The 26,810-nt window shown below is 33.5% G+C and carries 18 protein-coding genes and 2 tRNA genes; 5 read left to right on the top strand and 15 right to left on the bottom strand.

Annotated features, from left to right (window positions below):
- The first annotated feature begins 91 nt into the window (after positions 1-91).
- On the top strand, positions 92-2,509 hold the full coding sequence (locus SJY34_RS08115) for a TonB-dependent receptor domain-containing protein (protein WP_400081112.1): 2,418 nt from the start codon (positions 92-94) through the stop codon (positions 2,507-2,509).
- A gap of 82 nt (positions 2,510-2,591) precedes the next feature.
- Here SJY34_RS08115 and SJY34_RS08120 read toward each other — a convergent pair whose 3' ends face one another.
- From SJY34_RS08120 to porU, 5 genes are all read right to left on the bottom strand, one after another.
- Positions 2,592-4,220: a pyruvate dehydrogenase complex dihydrolipoamide acetyltransferase gene (locus SJY34_RS08120; protein ID WP_400081115.1), complete on the bottom strand. Its 1,629-nt coding sequence runs from the start codon at positions 4,218-4,220 to the stop codon at positions 2,592-2,594.
- A 3-nt stretch (positions 4,221-4,223) separates the two neighbouring features.
- A complete protein-coding gene (gene pdhA, locus SJY34_RS08125; RefSeq protein WP_400081118.1) occupies positions 4,224-5,225 on the bottom strand; it encodes a pyruvate dehydrogenase (acetyl-transferring) E1 component subunit alpha in 1,002 nt (333 codons plus the stop codon).
- A 112-nt stretch (positions 5,226-5,337) separates the two neighbouring features.
- Positions 5,338-5,820 (bottom strand): cytidine deaminase, encoded by a 483-nt coding sequence (gene cdd / locus SJY34_RS08130; protein ID WP_400081121.1) that lies wholly within the window; start codon positions 5,818-5,820, stop codon positions 5,338-5,340.
- A 106-nt stretch (positions 5,821-5,926) separates the two neighbouring features.
- Positions 5,927-7,168 carry a type IX secretion system outer membrane channel protein PorV gene (gene porV / locus SJY34_RS08135; RefSeq protein WP_400081124.1) on the bottom strand — a complete coding sequence of 414 codons (1,242 nt, stop codon included), beginning with the start codon at positions 7,166-7,168 and terminating at the stop codon, positions 5,927-5,929.
- Positions 7,169-7,230: 62 nt separating this feature from the next.
- Positions 7,231-11,088 (bottom strand): type IX secretion system sortase PorU, encoded by a 3,858-nt coding sequence (porU, locus tag SJY34_RS08140; RefSeq protein ID WP_400081127.1) that lies wholly within the window; start codon positions 11,086-11,088, stop codon positions 7,231-7,233.
- Positions 11,089-11,413: 325 nt separating this feature from the next.
- Here porU and gldJ point away from each other — a divergent pair, with 325 nt between their 5' ends.
- Complete coding sequence (gldJ, locus tag SJY34_RS08145) at positions 11,414-13,096, top strand: gliding motility lipoprotein GldJ (protein ID WP_400081130.1); 1,683 nt, start codon at positions 11,414-11,416, stop codon at positions 13,094-13,096.
- A 65-nt stretch (positions 13,097-13,161) separates the two neighbouring features.
- Positions 13,162-14,442, top strand: coding sequence for a UDP-N-acetylmuramoyl-tripeptide--D-alanyl-D-alanine ligase (murF, locus tag SJY34_RS08150; RefSeq protein WP_400081133.1), 1,281 nt, complete (start codon positions 13,162-13,164; stop codon positions 14,440-14,442).
- Positions 14,443-14,901: 459 nt separating this feature from the next.
- Here murF and SJY34_RS08155 read toward each other — a convergent pair whose 3' ends face one another.
- Both SJY34_RS08155 and galK read right to left on the bottom strand, forming a co-directional pair.
- Positions 14,902-15,951, bottom strand: coding sequence for a UDP-glucose--hexose-1-phosphate uridylyltransferase (locus SJY34_RS08155; RefSeq protein WP_400081135.1), 1,050 nt, complete (start codon positions 15,949-15,951; stop codon positions 14,902-14,904).
- The gene (galK, locus tag SJY34_RS08160) at positions 15,932-17,059 is read right to left on the bottom strand and encodes a galactokinase (RefSeq protein WP_400081138.1); all 1,128 of its coding nucleotides are present in this window, start codon (positions 17,057-17,059) and stop codon (positions 15,932-15,934) included. Before galK ends, SJY34_RS08155 begins: the two co-directional genes overlap by 20 nt.
- Positions 17,060-17,427: 368 nt before the next feature.
- On the opposite strand from galK, the gene SJY34_RS08165 reads away from it, so the two are divergent.
- Positions 17,428-19,080 carry a sodium/sugar symporter gene (locus tag SJY34_RS08165; RefSeq protein WP_400081141.1) on the top strand — a complete coding sequence of 551 codons (1,653 nt, stop codon included), beginning with the start codon at positions 17,428-17,430 and terminating at the stop codon, positions 19,078-19,080.
- A gap of 201 nt (positions 19,081-19,281) precedes the next feature.
- Positions 19,282-20,343: a formylglycine-generating enzyme family protein gene (locus SJY34_RS08170; protein WP_400081144.1), complete on the top strand. Its 1,062-nt coding sequence runs from the start codon at positions 19,282-19,284 to the stop codon at positions 20,341-20,343.
- Between the two features lie 112 nt (positions 20,344-20,455).
- Here SJY34_RS08170 and SJY34_RS08175 read toward each other — a convergent pair.
- The 8 genes from SJY34_RS08175 to SJY34_RS08210 form a co-directional block, all read right to left on the bottom strand.
- Positions 20,456-20,530, bottom strand: a tRNA-Val gene (locus SJY34_RS08175).
- Positions 20,531-20,761: 231 nt separating this feature from the next.
- Positions 20,762-20,836 (bottom strand) — tRNA-Val (locus tag SJY34_RS08180).
- 62 nt (positions 20,837-20,898) lie between these two features.
- The gene (locus tag SJY34_RS08185) at positions 20,899-22,116 is read right to left on the bottom strand and encodes a bifunctional folylpolyglutamate synthase/dihydrofolate synthase (RefSeq protein WP_400081147.1); all 1,218 of its coding nucleotides are present in this window, start codon (positions 22,114-22,116) and stop codon (positions 20,899-20,901) included.
- A gap of 3 nt (positions 22,117-22,119) precedes the next feature.
- On the bottom strand, positions 22,120-22,968 hold the full coding sequence (locus tag SJY34_RS08190; protein ID WP_400081149.1) for an energy transducer TonB: 849 nt from the start codon (positions 22,966-22,968) through the stop codon (positions 22,120-22,122).
- Positions 22,969-23,010: 42 nt separating this feature from the next.
- A complete protein-coding gene (locus tag SJY34_RS08195; RefSeq protein ID WP_400081152.1) occupies positions 23,011-23,403 on the bottom strand; it encodes an ExbD/TolR family protein in 393 nt (130 codons plus the stop codon).
- A gap of 1 nt (position 23,404) precedes the next feature.
- Complete coding sequence (locus SJY34_RS08200) at positions 23,405-24,100, bottom strand: MotA/TolQ/ExbB proton channel family protein (protein ID WP_400081154.1); 696 nt, start codon at positions 24,098-24,100, stop codon at positions 23,405-23,407.
- Between the two features lie 62 nt (positions 24,101-24,162).
- Positions 24,163-25,554, bottom strand: a complete 1,392-nt coding sequence (gene nhaD / locus SJY34_RS08205; RefSeq protein WP_400081157.1) for a sodium:proton antiporter NhaD — start codon at positions 25,552-25,554, stop codon at positions 24,163-24,165.
- A 12-nt stretch (positions 25,555-25,566) separates the two neighbouring features.
- Positions 25,567-26,793: a Glu/Leu/Phe/Val dehydrogenase dimerization domain-containing protein gene (locus tag SJY34_RS08210; RefSeq protein ID WP_400081348.1), complete on the bottom strand. Its 1,227-nt coding sequence runs from the start codon at positions 26,791-26,793 to the stop codon at positions 25,567-25,569.
- Positions 26,794-26,810 lie beyond the last annotated feature (17 nt).

The following is a 26,810-nucleotide window of genomic DNA, read 5'->3' on the forward strand; positions in this document are numbered from 1 at the left end:
GTTATTAGCTGCCCTTAACCTATGTGTATATTTATATTAGATTTTTTTATCGTTTAAAACACATTACCCTACACTTTAAAACTCGAATAAAATGGATTTTAAGCAGCTTCTTAAATTACTGATAATTACCATCTCTCTTCAGCTTAGTGCACAAGAAAACTTCGATATTTCTGGCTTAATAACAGATATTGATAATAATGGTATCTCTTTCGCAAACGTGCTTTTATTAAGATCCAATGATTCTACACTAGTAAAAGGAACTATAACCGATGATGATGGTAGTTACAAAATTGAAAATATTAGTAACGGCAACTACATCGTTATGGGTAGTTATGTTGGATTTCAAAAAACCTACTCAAAACCATTTGTTTTAAATAATACGTATACAGTTGAAACCTTAGTTTTAAAAGAAGGCAACCAACTAGATGAAGTCTTAATAAAAGCTGAAAAACCATTATATCAACAAAAGGTAGATCGGATGGTGATTAATGTTGAAAATAGTATAGTTTCCGCCGGAGGAACGGCTTTAGAAGTATTAGAGCGTTCACCAGGGATTAATATCAATAGACAAAGTAACAGTATATCAATCGTAGGAAAAGAAGGAGTTGTTGTAATGATAAATGATAAAATTAGCTATATGCCAACATCTGGTTTAGTTCAGATGTTAGAGGGAATGACCGCTGATAATATTGAATCTATAGAATTAATAACAACTCCACCAGCTAATTTTGATGCAGAAGGTAATGCTGGATACATAAATATTGTTTTAAAGAAACGTACGGATTTAGGTCTCAATGGATCTTACTCTGTTGCTTTAGGTTATGGAAAAGGCATTACAAATAATGATAATATAAACTTTAACTACCGTAAAAAAAGTGTGAATTTTTATGGTAGCTATGGTTTTTCTCTAGATGAAAGAGCACAACAATTTAAAACCAGTAGGGAATTCATTGATAATGGAGATGTATTAGCATCTAAAACAGTAACTGATAGAGAACCTCAACAACGAAATCATAATCTGAGACTTGGATTAGATATAAATACTTCTGAAAAAACAATTATGGGTATTCTCGTTAGTGCTTTTGATAATAGATGGTCAATGGACGCTGTTAACAACAATATTAATTCCGAAAATGGCAATCCTACATCTTTTGTAATCTTAGATAACGATGAGATAAATTATTTAAAGCATATCGGTCTTAATTATAATATTAAACATAATTTCACGGAAGATAAATTCCTTAGTTTCGATATTGATTACCTAAATTATGAGTTCGACAACCCAACAAATTATCGAAATTCTTTTTTCGATGAGAATAATACATTTTCAAATAGTGAATTATTAAGAAGCGGAAAAGAAACACCATTAAAAACTTGGGTAAGTAAATTAGATTATAGTAATAGAATAAATGACAACTTAAAATTTGAGGTAGGAATAAAAGGTGTAAAAAATAATTTTGAAAATGATGTGTCTGTTGACAATTTTGAAAATAATGTTTGGGTACCAGACCCAACCTTAACAAACAAAAGTGTTTTAGATGAAAGTATTTATGCTGGCTATGGCGCTGTTGAATATGGTATCGACGAAAAAACCAGTATTAAAGTTGGCCTCAGATATGAGCATACAGATTCTAAATTAGATACAGATACGCAAGGTACAGTAGTAGATAGGAATTATGGAATTTGGTTTCCTAGTGTTTTTATCAATAGACAAATTAATGATACGCTAAGTGTAAATTTAGCTTACTCTAAACGTATAACCAGACCTACCTTTAATGATTTAGCACCGTTTGTAATTTTCTTTGACCCGAATACTTTTTTATCTGGTAATGCTTCTTTGCAACCAGCAATTTCTAATGCTTTTAAAGTTGATGTTAATTATAAATCGTATTTTTTATCATTTCAGTACACAAATGAAGATTCTTCTATAGCGAACTTTCAGGAACGTATAGATGAGGCTACTGGAAGGTTAATTTTTGAAGCGGCCAACTTAGACTATACAAGAACCTTTGGTGTTACTCTTGGTTTGCCAATAAAGGTTTTTGATTGGTGGCGAACTCAAAATAATTTTACATTTATTAAACAGAAAGTAAGAACTTTCTATGATGATGAGCCAATAGAATTAAGCTTAGGTAATTTCTCAGCCAATACTACGCACTCATTTAAAATATCTGAAAAGTTTACAGCTGAGCTCTCAGGTTTTTACAATGGTCCAAGTTTCTTTGGTTCAGCGAAATACAACGAAGTTTATGGTCTTAATATTGGGTTTCAACAAAACTTCGGTGAAAAGTGGGGAACATTAAAGCTATCAATTAATGATTTATTAGATAGTGTTAAATTTACAGGAGGTACTGACTTACCCGAGCAAAATATAAAAACTAATAATACTTTCGATTTTTCAAATAGAACTTTTGCTGTAACGTATTCTAGAAATTTTGGTAATAACAAACTAAAATCCTCCCGTAATCGTGAAACAGGTTCTGAAGAAGAACGACGCAGAGTCAATTAAAAAATCCTGTTTCAAATTTATGAAACAGGATTCTAATATTTAGATTCTGAAACAAGTTCAGAATAACAAATTACTAATACAATTAAACTAACATCGTTACAGGATTTTCAATATAACCTTTCAAGGTTTGAAGGAATTGGGCACCAGTTGCACCATCGACTGTTCTGTGATCACAAGCTAAACATAATTTCATAGTGTGACCTACTACGATTTGTCCATTTTTAACCACTGGCTTTTCAACAATATTTCCTACCGATAAAATAGCCGAATTAGGTTGATTGATAATCGATGTAAAACTATCAATACCAAACATTCCCAAATTAGACACAGTAAATGTACTACCTTCCATTTCGTCTAAAGCCAATTTCTTGTTTCTTGCTTTACCAGCATATTCTCTTACAGCTGCTCCAATTTGAGGTAAGCTCTGTTCATTTGCAAACTTAACTACAGGAACCAGCAATCCATCTGGCACAGCAACTGCAACACCAATATGGACATGATTATTTAATTGCATTCTATCATCAAACCACTGAGAATTCACTTGTGGATGCTGTTTTAATGCCAACGCGCAAGCTTTAACAACGATATCGTTGTAAGATATTTTCGTATCTGGAATAGAATTGTATTGCACTCTAAAAGCAATAGCGTTTTCCATATCAAACTCCACGTTCAAATAATAATGTGGTGCGGTAAACTTAGATTTAGCTAAATTTTTAGCAATCGCTTTACGCATGTTAGAATTTGGTACTTCGTCAAAATCTTCTTGTCCTGTTGGTACAAATTTACCAACTGAAGCGGATTGTGCAGATGGAGTGAAATTCTCAATATCGCGCTTTACGATTCTTCCATTTTCACCAGAGCCATTCACTTGAGATAAATTGATCCCTTTTTCATCTGCCATTTTCTTAGCTAGAGGTGATGCAAATATTCTTCCACCAGAATTTGAAGTCGAAGTTGATGCTGAAGTCGAAGCTTTTGGAGCTTCTTTTTTGCCTTCAACAGGCTTTGTCACTTCTGTTTTCTTTTCTTCCTTTTTAGTTTCTGTATTATTTTCAGAACCTGAAGCTTTAAAGTTTTTAGCCACTCCTGAAACATCAGTACCTGCAGGACCAATAATTGCTAATAAAGCATCTACTTTAGCAGAATCGCCTTCGTTTAATCCAACATGTAATAGTGTACCTGATTGAAACGATTCAAATTCCATCGTTGCTTTATCAGTTTCAATTTCTGCTAAAATATCACCTTCTTCAACCTCGTCTCCAACTTTCTTCAACCAAGTTGCAACAGTTCCTTCTTCCATAGTATCACTAAGACGTGGCATAGTAACAACTATAACTCCTTCTGGTAAATCTTCTTTAGATGCGGATTCAGAACCATTATCTGAGCTATCCTTTTCTTCATCCTTAGACTCTGGTATAGCATCTGATTTTTCAGCTTCTGTACTTCCATTTAAGTAGCCAGAAATATCTTCACCTTCGTCACCAATAATAGCTAAAAGAGTATCTACCTTGGCAGTTTCACCTTCTTGTATTCCTATATGTAATAGAGTTCCTTCGTTAAAGGATTCAAACTCCATCGTTGCTTTGTCAGTTTCAATTTCTGCTAAAATATCACCTTCTTCAATTTTGTCACCAACTTTCTTTAACCAAGACGCAACAGTTCCTTCTTCCATGGTATCGCTTAATCGCGGCATATTTATTACTTCTGCCATAGCTTACTTAATTTTATGGTCTATAAATGGGTAATCTTCTTGCTCGTATACAACATCATACATCACGTTCTTTTCTGGGTATGGCGATTCATCTGCAAATTTCTCACATTCTGAAACACGTTTCTTCACATCCTTATCAATAGCTTTTAAGTCTGCTTCTGTAGCATATTTCTTTTCGAGGATGATATCTTTTACTTGCGTAATTGGATCAATTTTTTTGTACTCTTCAACCTCATCCTTTGTTCTATAATGCTGCGCATCAGACATAGAGTGGCCTCTGTAACGGTAAGTTTTTACTTCTAAAAATGAAGGTCCACCACCTTTTCTGGCACGTTGAATCGCTTCATCAAAAGCCTCCGCAACTTTTATAGGGTTCATTCCATCCACAGGTCCAGAAGGCATGTCATAACCTAAACCTAGTTTCCAAATATCGGTATGGTTTGCGGTACGCTCTACTGATGTTCCCATAGCATAACCATTGTTTTCACAAACAAAAACTACTGGTAAATTCCATAGCATAGCTAAGTTAAATGTTTCATGCAATGAGCCTTGTCTTGCAGCACCATCACCAAAACAACAAATGGTTACTGCGTCTTTATCGTGATACTTATCACCAAAAGCAATACCAGCTCCCAGAGGAATCTGGCCACCTACAATTCCATGACCACCATAAAAACGGTGTTCTTTAGAAAAAATATGCATAGATCCACCAAGACCTTGAGATGTTCCTGTAGCTTTTCCAAACAATTCTGCCATAACACGTTTTGGATCTACTCCCATCCCTATAGGTTGAACATGATTACGATAAGCCGTAATCATCTTGTCCTTAGTTAAATCCATAGCATGTAAAGCACCTGCTAATACAGCTTCCTGACCATTATATAGATGAAGGAATCCTCTAACTTTTTGTTGAATGTAAACTGCAGCAAGCTTGTCTTCAAACTTTCGCCAGAATAACATATCCTCGTACCACTTTAGGTAAACTGCTTTGGTTATTTTTTGCATGTGTTGATTAAATCTTTAAAATAGAATAACAAAAATAACACTTTACATAATAATGAAGAAACAGGATGTCGTAAAAAAACAGAAGATTATTGAATAATCAATAACAAAAAGTTTATAACACTGAATTATCGAAAAGAAGAGGTAGTAAATTAGCTAAAGAATCTGATTTAACAACTTTACCCTCTTTACCCATGAAATATATTTCTATTGGTTGATTTTGTTTTATCTCATACTCTGCAATAGACTGTCTGCATGCACCACATGGTGGAATTGGTTTATTAGTCACCTTATTTTGTGACGATGCTGATACAGCCATTTTTAAAATCTTTGCATTTGGGTATTTAGCACCAGCATAATAAATAGCCGTACGCTCTGCACACAAACCTGAAGGATAAGACGCATTCTCTTGGTTACTGCCAATAATAATCTCATTGTTATCTAGTAATATAGCAGCACCAACATTGAATTTTGAATAAGGCGCATAGGCATTTTCTCTTGCTTTTACTGCTTTATCCATTAAATCTTGAATGGCTTCGGGAAGTTCATCAATATTTAAATAAACTTGTAATGTGGTTTCTATTTTAACTTCCTTCATAGCTTACAATTTACAAAACACCTATTATATGTGAAATGTGGTATTAGACAAAAAAACTATTGCTTTTATAAAACAATAGTCTTTTTAATCTAATTAAAGTTATATTCTAATACTCGTTATATTCGCCAGCACCAAAATTAAATGTTAGTGAAAAGCGTAATGTATTTTCTAAAGGACTCTGAACTTTCGATGCAGAAAAAAGATATGATAAATCTACATTTATAGTTGTGTATTTAAAGCCTGCTCCTAAAGCAAAAAACTTACGTGCTCCTTTATCTTCAGCTTCATTAAAATATCCTGCTCTAAAAGCAAAATTATCTTGATATGAATATTCCGCACCCAATGACCATGTAAATTCTCTTAACTCTTCACTAAAACCTCCTGGCGCATCACCAAACGATTGAAAAACTCCACTCATAAAACTTACATCCGGATCTTGACCAGATACAATTATATCGGTTGTGATTGGGTTATTTGCTAAATCATCCTCATCTTCTTCATAAGTTCCATTTCCGTTATTATCTGTAAATTCAAATTCATCACCAATTATAGGAGGTGTAGGTACTAAATATTTAGATACCTCCGCAGTCACACCTAGTTTACTGTATTCATCAAAAATGAAGTCAAACCCAAGACCTAACCTCAAATTTGTTGGTTGAAAAACTTCTCTACCACCATCATCGTACTTAAATCTAGGTCCTAAATTTTGAATAGCAAAACCAGCTCTCCAACGGCCATTAAAATCATTATATGCTTCTTCCTCACTTTGATAATACCCTGTTATATCAGCACCGAAAGTACTACCAGGATTAGCATTTGGATCAATCGTATCAATTCTTAATGCGGACCGCATGTAACGCATAGCTACAGCCATAGAGAATTGATCTCCTAATCTTAATGTATATGCTCCATCTATAGCATACTCATTTGGCTTAACTGCTACACCAGGATCATTAGCATCTTGAGTCAACACTATTTCTCCTAGCGAAAAATATTTAAGACCTACTGAGAATGCACTGTACTCATTTATTCTATTAAAATATGTCACGTAACTTAAAGAAATATCATTTACCAATCTCGTTAGATAAGGTGTATAACTTATACTAATTCCTGATTTTGCTTCTGAAAACCCATATTTAGCAGGGTTGTATTGTTGTGAAAACCCATCTACGGATGTTGCTACTCCCATATCTCCCAAAGACGCTGATCTTGCATCTGGCGCAATTAGCATAAAAGGTAATCCAGTTGTAATGACTCTACTGTCGTTAGCTCTAGGAATTACTACTGTTTGACCAAAAGTTAGATTAAGCGTAACAAACGTGACTAGGGTTATTGCGTATTTCTTCATGTTCAATTTAGTTATTAATACTAGTCTAGTAGTATTAATTCGTTAACAAATATAAATTATTATTATAGTATGACAAGTTTTTGAATTTTTTCAACTTGTTTATTTAAACGGTTAGATTTCACTTTTAGTTTATAGACATAGACTCCTTTTCCAATTTTATCTCCAAAATCGTCTCTTCCATCCCATATTATGTCTTTAGATAAAGAACTTACAGCTTTACTTCCTCCTGTGGTTTGTCCATTTAATGTTCTTACCAATTTCCCGGAAATTGTAAATATTTGCACCGAAATGTCTAAAGGTTCAACACTATTATGATTAAACCAAAACTCTGTATAACTCACAAATGGATTTGGATAATTTAAGACGTTACTTATTACTAACTCTTCATCTTTATCAAAAACCATAAACTGAATTTCTGAAGTAGAGGAATTATTATAAACATCCCAAGCTTTTAAAGTTAAGGTATGTAAACCTGGTTCTAAATCTCTAAATGGATATGTAACGACACCATTAGTATAATCATCTATGTTGGCTTGATAATAATCATTTAATACAATTGGGTTCGTTTCGTCACCATCGATTATTGCTGAAATATCATGACCTATACCGCTTGATGTATTTATTCCATTATCGTCTTGTAATTTTGCCAATAGACTAGGAGACTCATTTGTAATACCACCTGACACAAAATTCTCGTCATTCATGAATAAATTGATGACCGGCCCGATATTATCTTCAGGTGCGTTTTCATTAATACCTCCTATTTTAATATCGAAATTTGCTCCTGCTTGGTCAGAAAGTGGGTTATCTGTTTGCGCATAAAAACTTACTTTACCGCTACCAACAGGGATACCAATATCCTTTGGCACAATAAAATCAAACTCAAATTGTCCATTTACTATACTGGCCTGACCTTTAAAAATAACTTCTCCTAATGTTGTAAAATCCAAAATAATCAAATCTCCATTCGAATCTGAGATACCATCATTACCTAGGGTTTGACGCTCAATTTCTTTATCAAAAACCGTCGCTGTTAATGTACCATTATAATTAGATAATAAGCTTCCGTTTACATCTACAACTTCACCTGCTAATTTTGTATAACTTAGAGCTTTTAAAGTATCTGTAGGCTCGGTTATTTCAACATCATTTACTCTTGTAAGTCTTACATTTGGTTTCGGGAAAGCTAATTTCATAGCAGGATCTCCAATAAAAAACACTAATCGTTTTTGCGAAAGACCAGATACATTATTGTCCGTTTTGGTAAGACGCAGTGCTTCGGCAGCAGAGGAATAATCACTGGCTCCAAAAGCAAATAAATAATCGTCCAATTCTTTGTTGATGGACTCACCAACAGTAACAAAAATTTGTCGTGTTGTTGTTATTAATGCAATAGCACCACCATTAACATTCCAAAAAGTAAACTCACCTGCAGTATCTCTGTTAGGATCATCGAATTTAGTGTATTCGCAAGTAACAGTAACAAACAAGTTGAATTTGCATACGTTATTTACTTCTTGTGCCTCGAACTTATCAAAAATTCGTTCTTTAGCAATCCCATCCTCACCACCATGTCCAAAATAGTTTACGACCAATGCGCCAACTTCTATAGCATCCTTTATCGCTTTGTTTACCTTAGGATATCTATTACCCGCTGCAGAAGATTCTTGTTCAAAAGCATCCGAATGAATTTTAACTACATTAAGAAATGGCTTTTCTTCATTTAATGTTGTACCAAGACCTTCTGTAGTCTCTTGTAACGTTTTCTCCCAACTCACGTCCACATCATCAGATATAAGAAGTATGTTATTTCGCCAACTTCCATAAGCTTCTTTTTGGTAATACGCATCAATTTTATCGACCATCTCTTTGGCACGCTGCATATCTTCGGCTAATATTCTACCAACTGCAACATCCATTCTATCAGCATTACTCATTGTACCTTCATTGTCATCTAGCATCACATAAAAATCATCCGACACAAATGAATTTGTTAAAGCAAAACTACTTTTAGTATACCATGAAGGGACAAGATTGGTATTATTGCGTATTCTATCCTTATAGTCATAAGACCCTTCACCAAATAAACATAAATACTTTAATCTATTACTTGGTGTACTGGCATTGTCATATACATATTTTATAAAGTTTCTTAATGCAGCTATATCTTGACTACCAGTACTAAATTCATTATAAACAGACTGTAAGTCAACAACTTTTACATTAAGATTATATTGATTTCTATTAATTTGAGCTAAGCGCTCTGCTTGTGATAAAAACTGACTTGGTGTTAAAATGATATAATCAATATCTTCAAATTCACCTTGCGCGTTATTAAAAATGGTTCCTTTGAGATTTTGATTAGCAACTGATGATTTTGAATCTTTTGTTGGCTGCAAAAAATTTGAATTGGAAAATGCCAAGTAAATTCTTTCTTCCCCAGACAATGCCTTAAAAGATATACTATTCTGATTGTCTAAATTTATAATATTAGTAACATTAAAACGATCAGTGATATCCCATATTTCCTCTACAGTAGAGCTATTAGATAATGTATATTCCGCAATTCCTGGTGTAGTATTGACATCTCTATTTTTAAAAACCAACTGATCACCAGCATAAGTAAGATCTCTCGTTGCTTCAATATTTATATAATCTAAGTAGCCATTACCTGAAGGATTTCCATTATTATTATAGTCTAAGGTTATCGCTATATCATCTGAGGACATATTGAGTGAATTAACAAATCTAGCTCCACGCGCCAAGACAGATCCAGAAACTATAGGATTTAAATTTAAGTTAGAAACCACATTACCATTTATAGTAATTGACATGCTCGTTGATACTTCTGACACAGCACCAACTGCAATATTAAAATTTACAGGTTCGCTCGTAACTAAATTTGGAAATTGAAATTCATACTCGCGTTGGTTTTCAATATCAAAATCATCGCCAAACCATCGACGACCCAATTTTGCTAAGTTGTACTCATCAACTTCATAAAACTGATAATCTTGAAACTTGTTTATTTGAATATCAGCATTAGTATCAATAGTAGGCATAGCCTGAATACGTTTTCCGCTCCCACCACTAACATTTACATAGTAATACGTTTTATCAGTATATAAGTTGATATTAGTTTCACTTTCTTCATTGTAGGTTGTTGGACCTTCTCCATAAAAAAGTATATAATCGTTATTATCAAAACTACCATCTTCTTCACCTACAAACTTTACTGCATTTTCAACGACATCAAAAGGATAATTTTCTGAATTTGATAATGGTAGCATCCTTCCTCCATTACCATAAATCTTTATAGTTCTTGGATCTACAGAATTTGTATTGATACCTAAACTATTTAAGAAGCCTTTTGTTAATTGAAACACACCTGTGTTCTCTATATAGAATCGATACCATTGTCCTGTACTTAAAACCGAATTCGTAATTTCAGTGACACCTTTTGCTCTATTTTCAATAGGACTTGAGCGCTTACTATATATAATAGAGAAAGAAGTTATTTTTTTATAGGATCCTTTATCCTTTATAATAGGACTCAATTCAAAATAATGAGAACGCTTACCTCTTGCATTAGTATTATATAATTTATACTTAGGAGAATTTGGAATAAGTTGAAGATTCAGATTTTTTAATTCGGATACAGATATATCTTCATAAGCCACGTTAGATATGGTTACTGCCCTTTCGTCTATTGTATCGCCATTACTATCCCATTGTGCAAAAAAGATTAAACCATCCTTATCATTATAATTAAAGTGTTTGGCATCAAAAGCAGGAATTTCTATTTTCCCATAGTCTGTTTCTAATATTTCTGCACCAGTCCAGCTAATATTAAACTGTTTCTGTTGAGCAAAACATATTAAAGAGAAAAAAAGAAAAAAAATTAAATAGCAATTTTTCATTTACGCATTTTAGCTTCTTAGTCATAAAAAAATTACATAATAACAGCTTTAATCTGATGATTATATAATTTTATAGTAAAATAACGCCCTTAAAAGCGTGTTATTATGACTTCGTAATTTTAATTTCAAAAATACAACAATAATTTATTTCAATGCTCGTTATTAAAGAGCAAAATACACTCGAAAATTGGCCAAAAATCCGATGTTATGCGCAAAAAAAAGGATGAAATGCACTTTTTTTTGCAATTTGACCGAAAAAAAAGTTGTCAGTTTACCTTTAATTGTTATATTGCGACTCTAAATTTTAACGAGCTTACTTAAACGTATGGATATGAAAAATGTCTCAAACCTAAAATTATTAATAGCAATAACGCTTTGTGCGACTATAGTTAGTTGTAAGCGTTCTTCTAATTCTGGCAACGTAGACAGTGCCACAGGATGGAAAATCAACGACAAAAAAGGTGGTTTTCAGTACAACACTCAATTTAAAGAACAAGAAACTCCTCCGGGAACCGCTTTTATTGAAGGCGGAACGTTCACAATGGGTAAAGTACAAGATGACCCAATGCATGATTGGAATAATACTCCAAATCAGCAACACGTTCAATCCTTTTATATGGATGAAAACGAGGTAACCAATTTAAATTATCTAATTTATTTAGATTACTTAAAGAATGTATACCCACCAGATGACCCAAATTATACCTTAATATATAAGGGTGCTCTGCCAGATACATTAGTTTGGAGAAATAGACTTGGATACAATGAAATGATGACTGAAAATTATTTACGTCATCCTGGATATGCCAATTACCCTGTTGTAGGTGTAAGTTGGATACAAGCTGTAGAATATGCAAACTGGAGAACAGACCGTGTAGCGGAAATGGCTTTACAAGAAGCTGGCTATATTAAAAGAGATGCACAATATACAGATGTGAGTGCAGAAAGCACGTTTAGTACAGATACTTATATTGCTGCTCCTTCTCAAACTTATGGTGGGAATGAAGAAGTATTATCTGGTGGAAAACGTAAACAACAAACTGATGCTGAAGGTAATCCTATCAATGTATATGCCAACAGAGAAACAGGATTAATTCCAGTAAAATACAGACTACCAACCGAAGCTGAGTGGGAATATGCTGCTCTAGGTATGAGTGAATTACGAAGCTATAACGTATATAGAGGACGTAAAAAATATCCTTGGGATGGTCAGTATACAAGATCAGGAAAACGTGTGAATCGCGGAGATCAGATGGCCAACTTTAAGCAAGGAAAAGGTGATTACGGTGGAATTGCAGGGTGGTCTGATGATGGTGCTGATATTACTGCAGAGGTTAAATCTTATCAACCAAATGATTATGGATTGTATGATATGGCTGGTAACGTTGCAGAATGGGTAGCTGATGTCTATAGACCAATTGTAGATGATGAGTTTAATGATTTTAATTACTATAGAGGTAACGTGTATACCAAAAATGCTATTAATGATGATGGTAGCGTTAAAATCGTAACCGTAGATGAAATTGTTTATGATACATTAAGTAACGGTAAAATCGTTGCTAGAGATTTACCAGGTGAAATTGCTAGAATTGCAATTGATGAGGATGAGACTTATTTAAGAACTAACTTCAGCAAAAGTGATAATAGAAACTTTAGAGATGGTGATAAGCGTTCATCACGTTATTACAGAGAAAGTTTTGACGAAGCTGAAGATAGAACAAAAAATAATACAGGTAAAATGTATAACTCACCTAAACATAGTGTTGAAGTAGATTCTACTGACGGAAAAATGATTAGAGAATACGATAAATCTAATAGTAGAACCTCATTAATAAATGATGATGTTAGAGTTTATAAAGGTGGTTCTTGGAGAGATAGAGCTTACTGGATTGATCCTGCACAACGTCGTTATTTCCCACAGGATATGGCAACAGATTACATCGGCTTTAGATGTGCTGTTTCTAGAGTAGGTTCTAAAACTGAAAAAGGTGGTAAAAAACGTAATTAATAAACGTTAAATAATATTTAGAAAAGTCCTGATAAATTTATCAGGACTTTTTTATTTTTAGACCCATGGAAATAGATTTACTTTATCAAAAATTTAAAATATGCTCTGGTGTATCTACAGATACCAGAAAACTCTCAAAAGATTGTATATACTTTGCTTTAAAAGGAGATAATTTTGATGGTAATAAATTTGTAAATAAAGCTTTTGAAGGTGGAGCCAAATATTGTGTTATAGATGATAAAACTGCTGAGATAAATACAGATTGTATTTTGGTTGATGATGTCCTAACCACTCTTCAAAAATTAGCAACCTACCATAGAAATAAAATAAATGTTCCAATAATATCATTAACGGGTAGTAATGGAAAGACAACAACTAAAGAACTTATATATGCCGTTTTGTCTTCAGAGTACAAAGTTAAAGCTACGATAGGGAATCTAAACAATCATATAGGCGTTCCATTAACACTGCTTCGATTCACTGAAGATTTAGACTTCGGAATTGTAGAAATGGGTGCCAATCACCAAAAGGAAATTGAATTTTTAAGTCGTATCGCACAACCAGATTATGGCTTAATCACCAATTTTGGAAAAGCACATTTAGAGGGTTTTGGTGGTGTTGAAGGTGTCATTAAGGGTAAATCTGAATTGTATGATTACTTAAAACAAAACAAAAAAACAGCCTTTATTAATTCTGATGACCAAAAACAAGTCGAACAAATTGGAGACTATACGAAAGTTAGCACTTTTGGCTCCTATCCTGATAATCACTGCTTAGTAACATACAAAAATGCGAATCCGTATGTAACCATAAATTATAATGATAAAGAAATTAAAAGTCAACTTATAGGTGATTATAATTATGGGAATATTGCTGTTGCCGTTGCCATTGGAAAATATTTTAAAGTGAATTCTGATTCCATAAAAAATGCTATTGAAGCTTATCACCCCAATAATAATAGATCTGAAATCATTCAAAAAGGAACTACCAAGATTATTTTAGATGCTTACAATGCCAATCCAACAAGCATGCTGGCTGCTCTCAAAAACCTGAAACAGCTTAGTGCGAAAAAGAAGTTTTTATTCTTAGGGGATATGTTTGAATTGGGTAACGATGCTGAAAAAGAACATCAAGAGATTGTCAATTTTATAGAGTCAAATTTTGAAGACAATATTTATCTTATTGGAAAGAATTTCTATAAAACCAAAACCAAGAAATCAACTTATAAATTTTCAACTTTTGAGGATTTAAAAGAAATACTAGAAGATTTAAACTTCTTAAACTCCACCTTATTAATAAAGGGTTCTAGAGGAATGGCTCTAGAACGTATTGTTGATTTATTATAATATGAAAGTTGAAGCTCGAATTAACTTTGAATTCGCCTTCATAAATTCTGACAGCATATCTTCAAACAGTTGCTCCAAAATATAATCCTATTTTTAGACACGGATTAGAAGTATAGTCTTCAGCTTTTGATAAACCAACCACAGCATTTGTTGGCTTATTATTTTATTAGATACTTTAAGACTTAAAATAGTAATCCCAAGACTGGATACTTTAAGTTCAAGGTTATTTAGGCTTCTTAAGGTGTAAGTTTCTGAAGGGCGCATTAAAGGTTTTTCGTTGCATTTGGTTTAATTCTCTAGCAGTTCTATTCCATGGATAACCTTGGCAAAAAAGTCATCAAGAATATTTGGGACAATGACACCAATTCTCTTAGTTTAATTTGATTTTAAACTTCTGGCAATATCCTTTAAAGTTAATTGATTGCTCATGACATTTTGTTTTAGAATTGATATTTCAAATCATAAACTATAGTGTTTTTTACTTAACTTAATTAAAGTTGATGCCGCTTGTTCTGCGGTAATGTCACGTTGCGCATTCGCAAACATTTCGTATCCTACCATGAATTTTTTTACTTCAGCCGAACGTAGTAAAGGTGGATAGAACGCCATGTGAAAATGCCATTCTGGATGTTCTTTATCTGTTGGACTTTGATGAATTCCGGACGAATATGGAAAAGAAACTTGAAACAAATTATCGTATTTAGTGGTCAATCCTTTAATGATTTCTGCGAAAGCTACTTTTTCTTCTTCATCTAACTGTCCAATATGCTGATAATGATTTATAGGCACAATTATAGTTTCATAAGGCCAAATAGCCCAATAAGGAACCAATGCTACAAAATGATCGTTTTTAAGAATGATACGTTCATTTAATTCAATTTCTTGTTTAATGTAATCCTCAAGAAGACTCCTTTTATTTTTTTGCCAGTACTTTTGTTGTTGATTTTGCTTTAGCATAACCACTTCTGGAATAGAACTTTGCGCCCAGATTTGACCATGTGGATGCGGATTACTACAACCCATTATTGCACCTTTGTTTTCAAATATCTGAACATGGTTTATGGATTCTTTATCTCCAAGTTCTGCGTATTCTTTCTGCCATAGTGTTACAACCTTTGTAATGTCTTCAATAGACATTAATGGTAAGGTTAAAGAATGGTTAGGCGAAAAGCAAATAACTTTGCAGATACCTTCTTCACTCTCTGCTCTTAGTAAACCATCTGAAAAGGTTTCATGTTCTTGATCTTGTATTAGTGCAGCAAAATCGTTTTTAAAACTATAGGTGTCTTTGTATTTTGGATTTACGTCGCCACTTGCTCTAGTATTTCCAGGACATAAATAACATTTTTCATCATATTCTACCTTTACTAGTTCTGCTGGTTTATCTTTTTTACCTTGCCATGGACGTTTGTTTCTATGTTGTGAAACCAATATCCATTCACCAGTTAATATGTTATATCGTCTATGTGATTTTGAGTTGAATTCCATTTTAAATTTTTCTTGTTCCATCGCTAATAACAACAGATATTGGTATTAAGTCAATTTCGAATTTCTCTTGGTAAGCGGCCTGTATGTTTCCTAGAAACGAATCAAAATGGTCTTTATGAACCAAATTAATGGTACAACCTCCAAATCCGCCTCCCATCATTCTAGATCCAATTACATAATCTAGGTTTTTTGTGTAATCTACTAAAAAGTCCAACTCCTTGCAGCTCACCTCAAAACGATTTGTTAGGCCGCTATGAGATTTGTATAACAATTCACCAAAATGTTTTAAATCATTTTCTTCCAAAGTTTTTACAGCTTTTAGAGTTCTTCTATTTTCTTTAGATACGTAAAGCGCTCTATCGTATATTTTTTCAGGTAAAACCTTTTTAAATTCCTTGATTATTTTTGGTTTTACTTGGGCCAGTAAAGTATAATTTGGATATTTTCTTTTTATCACCTCTAAAGCAGTTTGACATTCATCCCTTCTAACGTTGTATTCACTGCTCGCAAGATTGTGGGCAACATTTGTATTAAGTAAAACCACCTTATAATCTCCAAAATCTGCTTTTATCAATTTATGCTCTAGTGTTGCGCAGTTTAATTGTAAAAGATGGTTCTTTTTGCCTTTTACAACAGCAAACTGATCCATTATACCACATTTTGTACCAACAAAGGTATGCTCTGCATCTTTTGAAAGGGTTATAATTTGAATATCAGTTAATCCGATTTCAAATAATTCGTTTAAGCCTTTGGCAATGCCACATTCCAAAGCAGCAGATGAGCTGATTCCAGAACCCAGAGGCAAATTACTTTCAATCTCGCAATCAAAACCTCTTACAGAATCTGGTTTTAAAACATTGATATGAAAAATAACACCTAAGATATAGTTGTGCCATTCTGTTTCACTTCTTGCAATATTATTTAAATCAATATTGAAATGACTTTTGAAATTTGTAGAAAAAATAGAGCAGAAATTCGTTTTGTTCTTTTTAAAACGTAAAGTAATTTTTCTGTCAATAGCAGCAGGTAAAACATTCCCACCGCTATAATCAACATGCTCACCTATTAGGTTGATACGCCCAGGAGATTCAATTGTAATATCGAATTTTGGATTTTGATTATTTACCATAAGATTAGTTTATTTCTAACTAAATTGCATTACAAACATCATGAATTCTTAAAAGCAAAGTGTCGTTTTGGGTACACTAAATAGTGTTAAAGGTAAAAAAAAGAAGTAAGATGTAATTATGTTTCAGTAGAACTAATTGATGAGCGATTTTTTGTGGTAAATTGGCATTTTATAATGTGTGTGTTTCTCTTTTTGTAAAGAAATACGTTGATTTTTTAATGTTGGACTATTAAATTATATAAGTGGTTTTAGGATTTAAAATTTACATTAATTATTAAAACTACATTTACTAAACCCTTAAATACAAGTTTTATAATTTACAAGTTGATATTTGATTAACATAAACTAACTAACATCACTAATATAATATGACTGCCAATTTTGAATTTTGGGACTATTTAATTTTTGTTTCTTATGCGATATTAATTTTAGGAGTTGGTCTTTGGGTATCGAGAGATAAGAAAGGACATGAAAAAAATGCGGAGGATTACTTTTTAGCGAGTAAATCTTTGCCATGGTGGGCAATTGGTGCTTCGCTTATTGCAGCGAATATATCGGCAGAGCAGTTTATAGGAATGTCGGGTTCTGGGTTTGCGTTAGGATTAGCTATTGCTTCTTATGAGTGGATGGCAGCTATTACATTAATAATAGTAGGTAAGTACTTTTTACCCATTTTTATTGAAAAAGGTTTATATACTATTCCAGAGTTTGTAGAAAAACGTTTTTCTACTAATCTAAAAACCATTTTAGCTGTATTCTGGATAGCCCTATATGTATTCGTTAATCTTGCATCTGTATTGTATTTAGGTGCTTTAGCTTTAGAAACTATTATGGGTATTCCAATGATTTATGGAGTCATGGGATTGGCATTGTTTGCAGCTGCATATTCACTTTATGGTGGATTGTCTGCAGTAGCTTGGACAGATGTCATTCAAGTAGTGTTCTTAGTTTTAGGAGGATTGGTAACAACTTACTTAGCGTTAAATACCGTATCTGGTGGTGAAGGAGTTATAGCAGGTATAAAAACTGTTTATGAAGCTGCACCAGATCGATTTGCTATGATTCTTGATAAATCAAATCCTGAATTTAAAAACTTACCTGGAATCGGAGTTTTAGTTGGTGGATTATGGGTTGCAAATCTTTATTATTGGGGATTTAATCAATATATAATTCAAAGAACTTTAGCTGCTAAATCTTTAAAGGAATCTCAAAAGGGTATTTTATTAGCCGCATTTTTAAAATTAATAATACCAGTCATAGTCGTTGTCCCAGGAATAGCAGCTTATGTGATGGTAAACGATCCAGAAATTTTAGCAAGTTTAGGGGACACAGGACTACAAAATTTGCCATCTCCAGAACAAGCAGATAAAGCATATCCTTGGTTATTACAATTTTTACCAACTGGGTTAAAAGGAGTTGCATTTGCTGCATTAGCTGCTGCAATTGTTTCGTCCTTAGCATCTATGTTGAATTCAACATCTACCATTTTTACAATGGATATATACAAACAATACATAAATAAGAATGCAAGCGATAAAGCTACTGTAAACACAGGTAGATTATCAGCCGGAGTTGCTTTGGTGATTGCATGTATAACGGCACCTTTATTGGGTGGAATAGATCAAGCATTCCAATTTATTCAAGAATATACTGGAATTGTAAGTCCTGGTATTTTAGCAGTGTTTATGTTAGGACTATTCTGGAAGAAAACAACTAATAAGGCAGCAATAATTGGAGCGTTAGTATCTATCCCAATAGCTATGTATTTTAAGGTAGCACCAAAAGAATGGTCCTCAAGTTCATTTTTTGTTGATGTACCTTGGATGGATCAAATGGGTTATACAGCAGTATTGACAATGCTAGTTATTGTACTAGTTAGTTTATACCAAAATAAAGGAGCTGATGATGATAAGGGAATTCCTGTCAGTAAGCAATTGTTTAAAACATCTCCATTGTTTAATATTGGCGCATTTGCGGTTATGATTATTTTAGTAGCTATTTATGCTGTTTTCTGGAAATAAGTTTCATTTAGTTTACAAAAAACCATTGACTAGGATATAGACATATTATGCAATAATTTGATATGTTTTTTAAATTTTGCTTATTGGATATGAGGAAAAAAACGCAGACAGAGTAAGCGCTAAAAAATCAAATATTCTTAGTTAATAACTTCTTGGTCAAAGAAATTAATACATTTACACTTTATTGAATCTTTTAAAAATATGAGGTTATCTAGTTTATATAAAGTTGTATTACTATGCATTATAAGTTTATTTGCTTGTAAACAAAATTCTAATGATAAAGGGGAATCAAAATCAATACCACAAGCGCCTGAGGGTATGGTATGGGTGGAGAGTAAAACTTTTTTACAAGGTGCAAAATCCTCTGATAAGTATGCAATGCATAGAGAAAAACCATCACATCACGTTACAGTAGATGGTTTTTTTATAGATATTACAGAAGTAACTAACAGACAATTTAAGGCCTTTGTAGATGCAACAAATTATGTAACTGTTGCTGAAAGAAAAATAGACTGGGAAGAGATGAAAAAAGACGTACCAGTAGGTACACCTAAGCCTCATGATTCAATTTTGCAACCAGGCAGCTTAATTTTTAATAAGAATGTAAATGCAATAGCTAATATGCAGAATTATAGTCAATGGTGGACATGGAAGATAGGTGCTAACTGGAAACATCCTCAAGGACCAGGTTCTACCATTGAAGGGCAAGATCATTATCCTGTTATTCATATCGCCTATGAAGATGCTTTGGCTTATTGTAAGTGGGCAAACAGAAGACTTCCTACAGAAGCAGAATGGGAATCTGCTGCTCAAGGTAAACAATATGATGCCATTTTTACTTGGGGAGATGATTCTAAGTTGCTAAATGAAAAAGCCAATACATGGCAAGGCGTATTTCCAACTCAAAACGAGCCTATTGATGGTTTTAAGTATATTTCACCAGTAAAATCTTTTGCACCAAATACATTAGGAATTTATGATATGTCTGGAAATGTTTGGGAAATAACGAGCGATTTTTTCAATGTAAATTATTACATGGAACTTGATACTAATAAACCAATTGTTAATCCTAAAGGTCCTTCTAAATCTTACAATCAAGATAATCCTTATCTCACTAATGAGAGAGTTATGAAAGGTGGCTCATTTTTATGCCACGCATCTTACTGCGCCAGCTTTAGAATTTCTGCAAAGATGGGCTTTAGTCCAGATTCAAGTTCTGATCATGTTGGGTTTAGGACTGTAGTTACTCCAGAAATGTTGTAGAACATATATAACGACTCTAATATTAAAGGTAATTATTTAATATCAGACAACACTTAAATGTCTTAAAATCATAATTTTTAATATTATATGTTTTTAGAGAATATTCTAAAAGTGGGTCATGCCAGATTCGAACTGGCGACTTCTACCCTGTCAAGGTAACACTCTAAACCAACTGAGTTAATGACCCTTTTTGCTATTTCAAATGTAATGATAATTCGATGTAGTTTAAAAATACTTTGAGCATTCGTTTTATTGGGATTAAATATCCCTTATCGAAACCGCTCCTGCAAGCACAATTCCGATAAGCTATCGCATATCTTAGAATTTTTGTTTCAAAATAATACTTTGAGCGTTCGCTCAGTATTATTTTGAAACAAAAATTCCGATTTGAAAAATCAAATCGGAATTGTGTTTGATGTGGGCGCGAAGGGATTCGAACCCCTGACCCCTTGGGTGTAAACCAAGTGCTCTGAACCAACTGAGCTACGCGCCCTCTAAATTGGACTGCAAATATAGATTAGTTTTTAAAATCTCAAAAGGTTTTTGATAAAAAAATCAAATTATTTCAGCTACCACGAAAGTACTTCCACCAACATAAATTAAGTCATCTTTCGTAGCATTAGCTTTTGCTTTATTTAAGGCCTCATTTACACTGTTATAGGATTTACCTATTAGTCCATTTCTAGCAAAAACACTTCTCAATGCTTCTACATCCAGTCCACGTTGTACGTCAGGTTTACAAAAATAATAAGTGGCATTTTTGGGAAGTAAAGGCATAATAGAGTGTAAGTCCTTGTCATTGACAACTCCAAAAACAAGATGCAAAACATTAAATATTTCTGCTTGCAATTGCCGCATCACACAAGATAACCCTTCTTTATTATGGGCAGTATCACATATAATTTTTGGCTGTGTCTGTAATACTTGCCAACGCCCTTGTAAACTTGTATTTTTCATGACGTTTAACAGTCCTTTTTTTAACTGAGTTTCAGAAATCTTATATCCTGAATGTTGTAAAACTTCAACAGACTGTAATACTGTTTTTATATTATGTATTTGATATGATCCTTTGAGATCACTTTCTAATGTGTGTTTAACTAATTGGTCTGCAAAATATATTTCTGAATCTTTAACTTTTGCTTTAGCTTTAAAAACAGCTTCAGTTTCCGTTTGTGTTTCTCCGATAACTACAGGAATATTTTGCTTTATGATTCCTGCTTTTTCAGCAGCAATTTTCTCAAGTGTATCACCTAACATTTGCATATGGTCAAAACCTATGTTGGTTATTACAGACAATTCCGGAGTTATTATGTTTGTAGAATCTAAGCGTCCACCTAATCCTACTTCAATGACCGCTATATCCACTTCTTGTTTCGCAAAATAATCAAAGGCCATACCAACTGTCATCTCAAAAAAGGATAAGTTATCCGTTTCCAAAAAAGATTTGTTTCTTTTTATAAAACCAATAACAAATTGCTTGCTAACAACATTACCGTTTATTCTAATGCGTTCTCTAAAATCCTTTAAATGAGGTGATGTATATAAACCAACCTTATAACCAGCTTCTTGAAGCACGGAAGCCAACATATGGCTTGTAGAGCCTTTTCCGTTTGTGCCTGCCACATGAATAGATTTAAACCGTTCGTGAGGTTCACCTATATGTTTTGATAATTTTAATGTATTGGTTAAATCCTTTTTAAAGGCTGAGTTGCCTTTATTTTGATACATTGGTAATTGTTGGAACATCCAACTTACAGTATCTTGGTAATTCATTGTTTATTGACCGACATCAAAGTTAATACTAACAAAACCTATTTGTCTGGCTGGTGCATCATTATCTGCAGGCCATTTGTGTGACAAGGCAATCTTTTTTGCAGGTGCTAATAAACAAGGGTGTGTATTTGTGGTACCTCTAATTCCAGGCTCAGCACTTACAACTTTTCCAGCCCTATTAACCTCAATCTTCACGACAACCAAGCCATATTCGTTACAATCTTGTTTGTATATTCTCTTTGTTGGTCTCCCTCTTCCACCCAAGCCATAACCAACTCCACCTTTTCCTGGACCAGAACCACCAAAATAGCTTGGTGCGTATGGATCTCCATCTAGTTGGCCTTTGTTTCCTCCTTTATTATCTGGTCCTTCTCCACCATCGTCATTTCCATTTGAGTTCTTTACACCACCTATAAGATTGTCGAGTTTTTTTCTTTTCTCTTCTTCTTCGCGCTTCTTTCTTTCCTCAGCTTCTCGCTTTTGACGTTCTACACGCTCAGCTTCAGCCTTAGCTTTTGCCTCAGCTTCCTTTTGTTTTTTTATGGCAATCGATTCTGCTGATTCTTGGGTAATAACTTCTTCAGCTTTTGATGTAGATTCCGCTGGCTCTACTTTTGTTTCTTCTGGTTGTGATTCTTCTACAACTTCTTCTTCTACCGCTTTTCTCGGTTCGCTTAAAGGTTTGTTTCCACTTCCAAAATCGGTGGTGCCAAAGTTAACAGCAATACCGTATTCTTCAGGCGGATCTAAATATTGAGGTCCAACAACAAACAAGAGCAAGAGCAGTATCAATGCAATAAGCACTGTGATCCTTGCTGAATTACGTTCGTGTTTGGTCTCTAAATATTTCACTGTTTTATACTTTGATTAGTACAGATTCAAAAATGATGCCGTTTAATTTGGCTTCACTGCTAAAATTACCTTGAATTTGTTTCGATTTGCAATATCCATCACCTTTACAACATTTTCAACAGGTACAGACTTCTCAGCTCTTAAAACAATGGTTGGAGTTTCTTGAGTCTTCATTATTGATATCAGTTGACTTTCTAACACACTTTCTCCTACACGTTTCTGATCGATATAATAGGTCAAATCTTTTTTAATACTTACTGCAGTAGATTTTTTATTCTCCGTTTTTCCGCTTGCGGTAGGCAAAATTATATCTATAGCGTTCGTCGTTACTAAAGTCGAAGCAATCATAAAAAAGATTAATAACAAGAATACAATATCGGTCATTGAAGCCATATTGAACTCTGGTGTTACTTTATTTCGTCCTCTAATGTTCATATTAGATAGGTTCGTTTAAGTGATCTAAAAATTCAACAGAATTAGCTTCCATTGAATGCACAACTTTATTCGTTCTTACTACAATATGGTTATAGGCTACATACGCAATAATACCAACAACAAGACCGCCAACGGTGGTTGTCATTGCAGTATATAATCCGCTTGCTAACACATCCATCTGAATAGTTCCGCCTGCGTTAGCTAACTCGAAAATTGAAAGTATCATCCCAACTACAGTTCCTAAGAAACCAATCATAGGAGCTACACCAGATATTGTAGCCAAAACACTTACATTTTTTTCCAAACCGTAAATTTCTAATCTTCCGGCATTTTCAATTGCTGAGTTAATATCCTCAAGAGGTTTTCCTATTCTAGTAATCCCTTTTGCTATTAAGCGAGACACTGGTGAATTTTGTTGCGCACAAAGCATTTGAGCAGAATCAATTTTACCGTTACTTACATGGTCCTTAATTTGATTCATAAAATTTGAATCAACCTTTGAGGCTGCTTTTATGGCGAAAAGACGTTCAAAATAAATGTAGGTTGCCATAATTAAGAGTAGAAACAGAATGAGAATAATAACCATTCCGGCTGTTCCACCACTTGTAATTAATTCAATAATTGATAGTGTTTTTTCAACTTGTTCACCATCGGTTAACACTTCCGCGTTATCTTGAATAGTACTTAATGATATCATACTATAGTTTTTAAATTTTTAAATTGTTGTTGTTATAACGTTAAGTTTTTTACTTAAGTATATTAAAAAATGCTTCTTGTAACCATAAATGCTGCTGCGCCAGCAATAAAACCGACAAAAGCTAACCAAGATATTTTCTTTAAATACCAAAAGAAATCTATTTTCTCCATTCCCATGGCAACAACTCCAGCTGCAGAGCCTATGATTAACATACTACCTCCTGTACCAGCTGAATAGGCAATAAAATGCCAAAGTTCGTTATCTATTGGTTCAGAGAACATTCCTAAACTAGCAGCTACTAATGGTACATTATCTATTACTGCAGAACCTACACCTAATAATAAAACCACTAAATCTGAAACTCCTTCACCATGTAACTCTGTTCCCAACATAGGCATTGTTTCTTGAAGCGAACCTGCAAACCCAAATAAAATACCTAAAGATTCTAAGGCAGCTACTGCCATTAAAATTCCTAAAAAGAATAATATACTTGGTAACTCGATCTTTGATAAAGAATAATGTACAGGACTATGACTAGCATGTTCAGCATGTTCATCTGAAACGACTTGTGTAATCGCAAACTTGGAGTTACTGTATATTTCAGCAAATATTGCAACGACACCAAGAGAAAGCATCATACCAACATATGGAGGTAAATGTGTAATGACTTTAAATATAGGAACAAAAATAATAGCACCTAAGCCTAAAAACAACATTGTAGAACTAAACTTATTTTTAGGTTTTCCATCTGATTCCTGTAACTCTAAAGTACCTTTAAAAGGTTTAAGATATGAGGCTATAAATGTAGGTACAACCATACACAACAATGATGGGATGAATAAGTACACAAATAATTTTCCTGTTGAAACTTTATCCCCAATCCACAGCATCGTGGTAGTTACATCACCAATTGGTGACCATGCACCACCAGCATTAGCAGCTATAATAATAAGTCCGGCATACCAAATTCTTATACTTCTGTCCTTCACAATTTTTTGAAGTATAGATATTAAAACAATTGTTGCAGTTAAGTTATCTATGATTGCAGAAAGTATAAATGCTAAGATTGCAAACATCCATAGCAACTTCTTCCTACTATTAAAGTTTACTGCATTTTTTATTGTAGAAAAGCCATCAAAATAGTCTATAATCTCAACTATGGTCATTGCTCCTAGTAAGAATACTAATATTTCAGCAGTCTTACCTAAATGATGAAGCAGTGTTTCTTCCATTAAGTGCATTTTTTCTTCATGCGGAAGCATTCCAAAATTATCCATTAAGCTGTGTTTAGCCGAATCGAACCATTGCGAAAAGTCATCAATACCAAGAGAAATTAAAGCCCAACTTATTGCCATCATAACTAAAGCTGGTATGAGCTTATCGATTTTAATATTGTGTTCTAAAGTAATGGCTAAATAGCCAAAAACAAAGACGAGAATGATTACTGTTTCCATACTATGAAATATTTATATTAGTTGTCTTAGTGCAATTTCGAAAGCAGTTTCGCTTACACCAATTTTTGTTGGATTATTATTGTGTACTTCTTTTAGGGCTTTTCTAATCACTTTTGAGGTGTCTTTAAAAATAGCTTCATCAGTCATTTGTACTTTCCGTTCCATAAAATACGCAAAAACTCTTGCCATTCCACAATTTGAAATAAAATCTGGTATTAAACTTACTTTTTGATCAGTATGTTCCATTATTGGTCCAAAAAATATTTCTTTATCTGCAAAAGGTACATTAGCACCACAAGTAATAACATCTAAACCAGTATTAATCATTTGATCAATTTGATTTTGTGTTATTAATCGAGAAGCTGCACAAGGAGCAAAGACTTCAGTCTGCAATGACCATATTCTTTCATTTATTTCTTTGAAAGGAATTAAATCAGTAGAAGACAACGTATTTCCATTTTTTGCAAGATAAAGGTCTGTTATTTCTTTAAATGAAAAACCTTCTGCATTTATCAAGCCACCAGCTTTATCAATGATACCAACTATTTTAGCACCCATTTGGGCAAAATAAAATGCAGCCGCAGCACCAACATTTCCAAAACCTTGCACTACAACACGTTTTCCTTTTATTGAATCATCGTAGATATCGTAAAAGTGCTTTGCAGCAATAGCGACACCATACCCAGTAATCATATCTGCTACAGTATATTTTCTTGTAACATCTGGCGAATAGTTTGTATTCTCAATAACTTTGATAACACCTTGTCTTAACTGACCGATTCTATTGATTTTATCCGCTATAGTTGGTTTAAAATGACCTTCAAAAACTCCCTCTTGTGGGTGCCACACACCACTTTCTTCTGTAATCGGAATTACTTCGTGAATTTCATCAACATTCAAATCTCCTCCAGTACCATAATAACTTTTCAATAATGGCGAAACTGCAGCATACCAACGTTCTAAGACTCCTTTCTTTCTAGGATCTTGCGGATCAAAATTAATACCTGATTTAGCACCTCCTATTGCAGGACCCGAAACCGTGAATTTTACCTCCATTGTTTTAGCAAGAGACAAAACTTCATTTCTATCTAAACCTTTTCGCATTCGTGTTCCGCCTCCTGCAGCACCTCCTCTAAGTGAGTTAATTACAGTCCAGCCTTCAGCATCAGTTTCAGAATCGTTCCAATGAAAAACAATTTCTGGAGATTTATTTTCGTACTTCTGCAGTAAGTTTTTTATCAATTGATGTGCTTTAG

Origin of the sequence: Winogradskyella sp. R77965 (assembly GCF_044594915.1) — a bacterium.
Classification (GTDB): domain Bacteria; phylum Bacteroidota; class Bacteroidia; order Flavobacteriales; family Flavobacteriaceae; genus Winogradskyella.

What these genes read in the sequence shown, in the direction of transcription:
- SJY34_RS08115 (WP_400081112.1), top strand. Translation starts at nt 92, where the DNA reads ATGGATTTTAAGCAGCTTCTTAAATTACTGATAATTACCATCTCTCTT.
- SJY34_RS08120 (WP_400081115.1), bottom strand. Translation starts at nt 4,220, where the DNA reads ATGGCAGAAGTAATAAATATGCCGCGATTAAGCGATACCATGGAAGAA.
- pdhA (WP_400081118.1), bottom strand. Translation starts at nt 5,225, where the DNA reads ATGCAAAAAATAACCAAAGCAGTTTACCTAAAGTGGTACGAGGATATG.
- cdd (WP_400081121.1), bottom strand. Translation starts at nt 5,820, where the DNA reads ATGAAGGAAGTTAAAATAGAAACCACATTACAAGTTTATTTAAATATT.
- porV (WP_400081124.1), bottom strand. Translation starts at nt 7,168, where the DNA reads ATGAAGAAATACGCAATAACCCTAGTCACGTTTGTTACGCTTAATCTA.
- porU (WP_400081127.1), bottom strand. Translation starts at nt 11,088, where the DNA reads ATGAAAAATTGCTATTTAATTTTTTTTCTTTTTTTCTCTTTAATATGT.
- gldJ (WP_400081130.1), top strand. Translation starts at nt 11,414, where the DNA reads ATGGATATGAAAAATGTCTCAAACCTAAAATTATTAATAGCAATAACG.
- murF (WP_400081133.1), top strand. Translation starts at nt 13,162, where the DNA reads ATGGAAATAGATTTACTTTATCAAAAATTTAAAATATGCTCTGGTGTA.
- SJY34_RS08155 (WP_400081135.1), bottom strand. Translation starts at nt 15,951, where the DNA reads ATGGAACAAGAAAAATTTAAAATGGAATTCAACTCAAAATCACATAGA.
- galK (WP_400081138.1), bottom strand. Translation starts at nt 17,059, where the DNA reads ATGGTAAATAATCAAAATCCAAAATTCGATATTACAATTGAATCTCCT.
- SJY34_RS08165 (WP_400081141.1), top strand. Translation starts at nt 17,428, where the DNA reads ATGACTGCCAATTTTGAATTTTGGGACTATTTAATTTTTGTTTCTTAT.
- SJY34_RS08170 (WP_400081144.1), top strand. Translation starts at nt 19,282, where the DNA reads ATGAGGTTATCTAGTTTATATAAAGTTGTATTACTATGCATTATAAGT.
- SJY34_RS08185 (WP_400081147.1), bottom strand. Translation starts at nt 22,116, where the DNA reads ATGAATTACCAAGATACTGTAAGTTGGATGTTCCAACAATTACCAATG.
- SJY34_RS08195 (WP_400081152.1), bottom strand. Translation starts at nt 23,403, where the DNA reads ATGAACATTAGAGGACGAAATAAAGTAACACCAGAGTTCAATATGGCT.
- SJY34_RS08200 (WP_400081154.1), bottom strand. Translation starts at nt 24,100, where the DNA reads ATGATATCATTAAGTACTATTCAAGATAACGCGGAAGTGTTAACCGAT.
- nhaD (WP_400081157.1), bottom strand. Translation starts at nt 25,554, where the DNA reads ATGGAAACAGTAATCATTCTCGTCTTTGTTTTTGGCTATTTAGCCATT.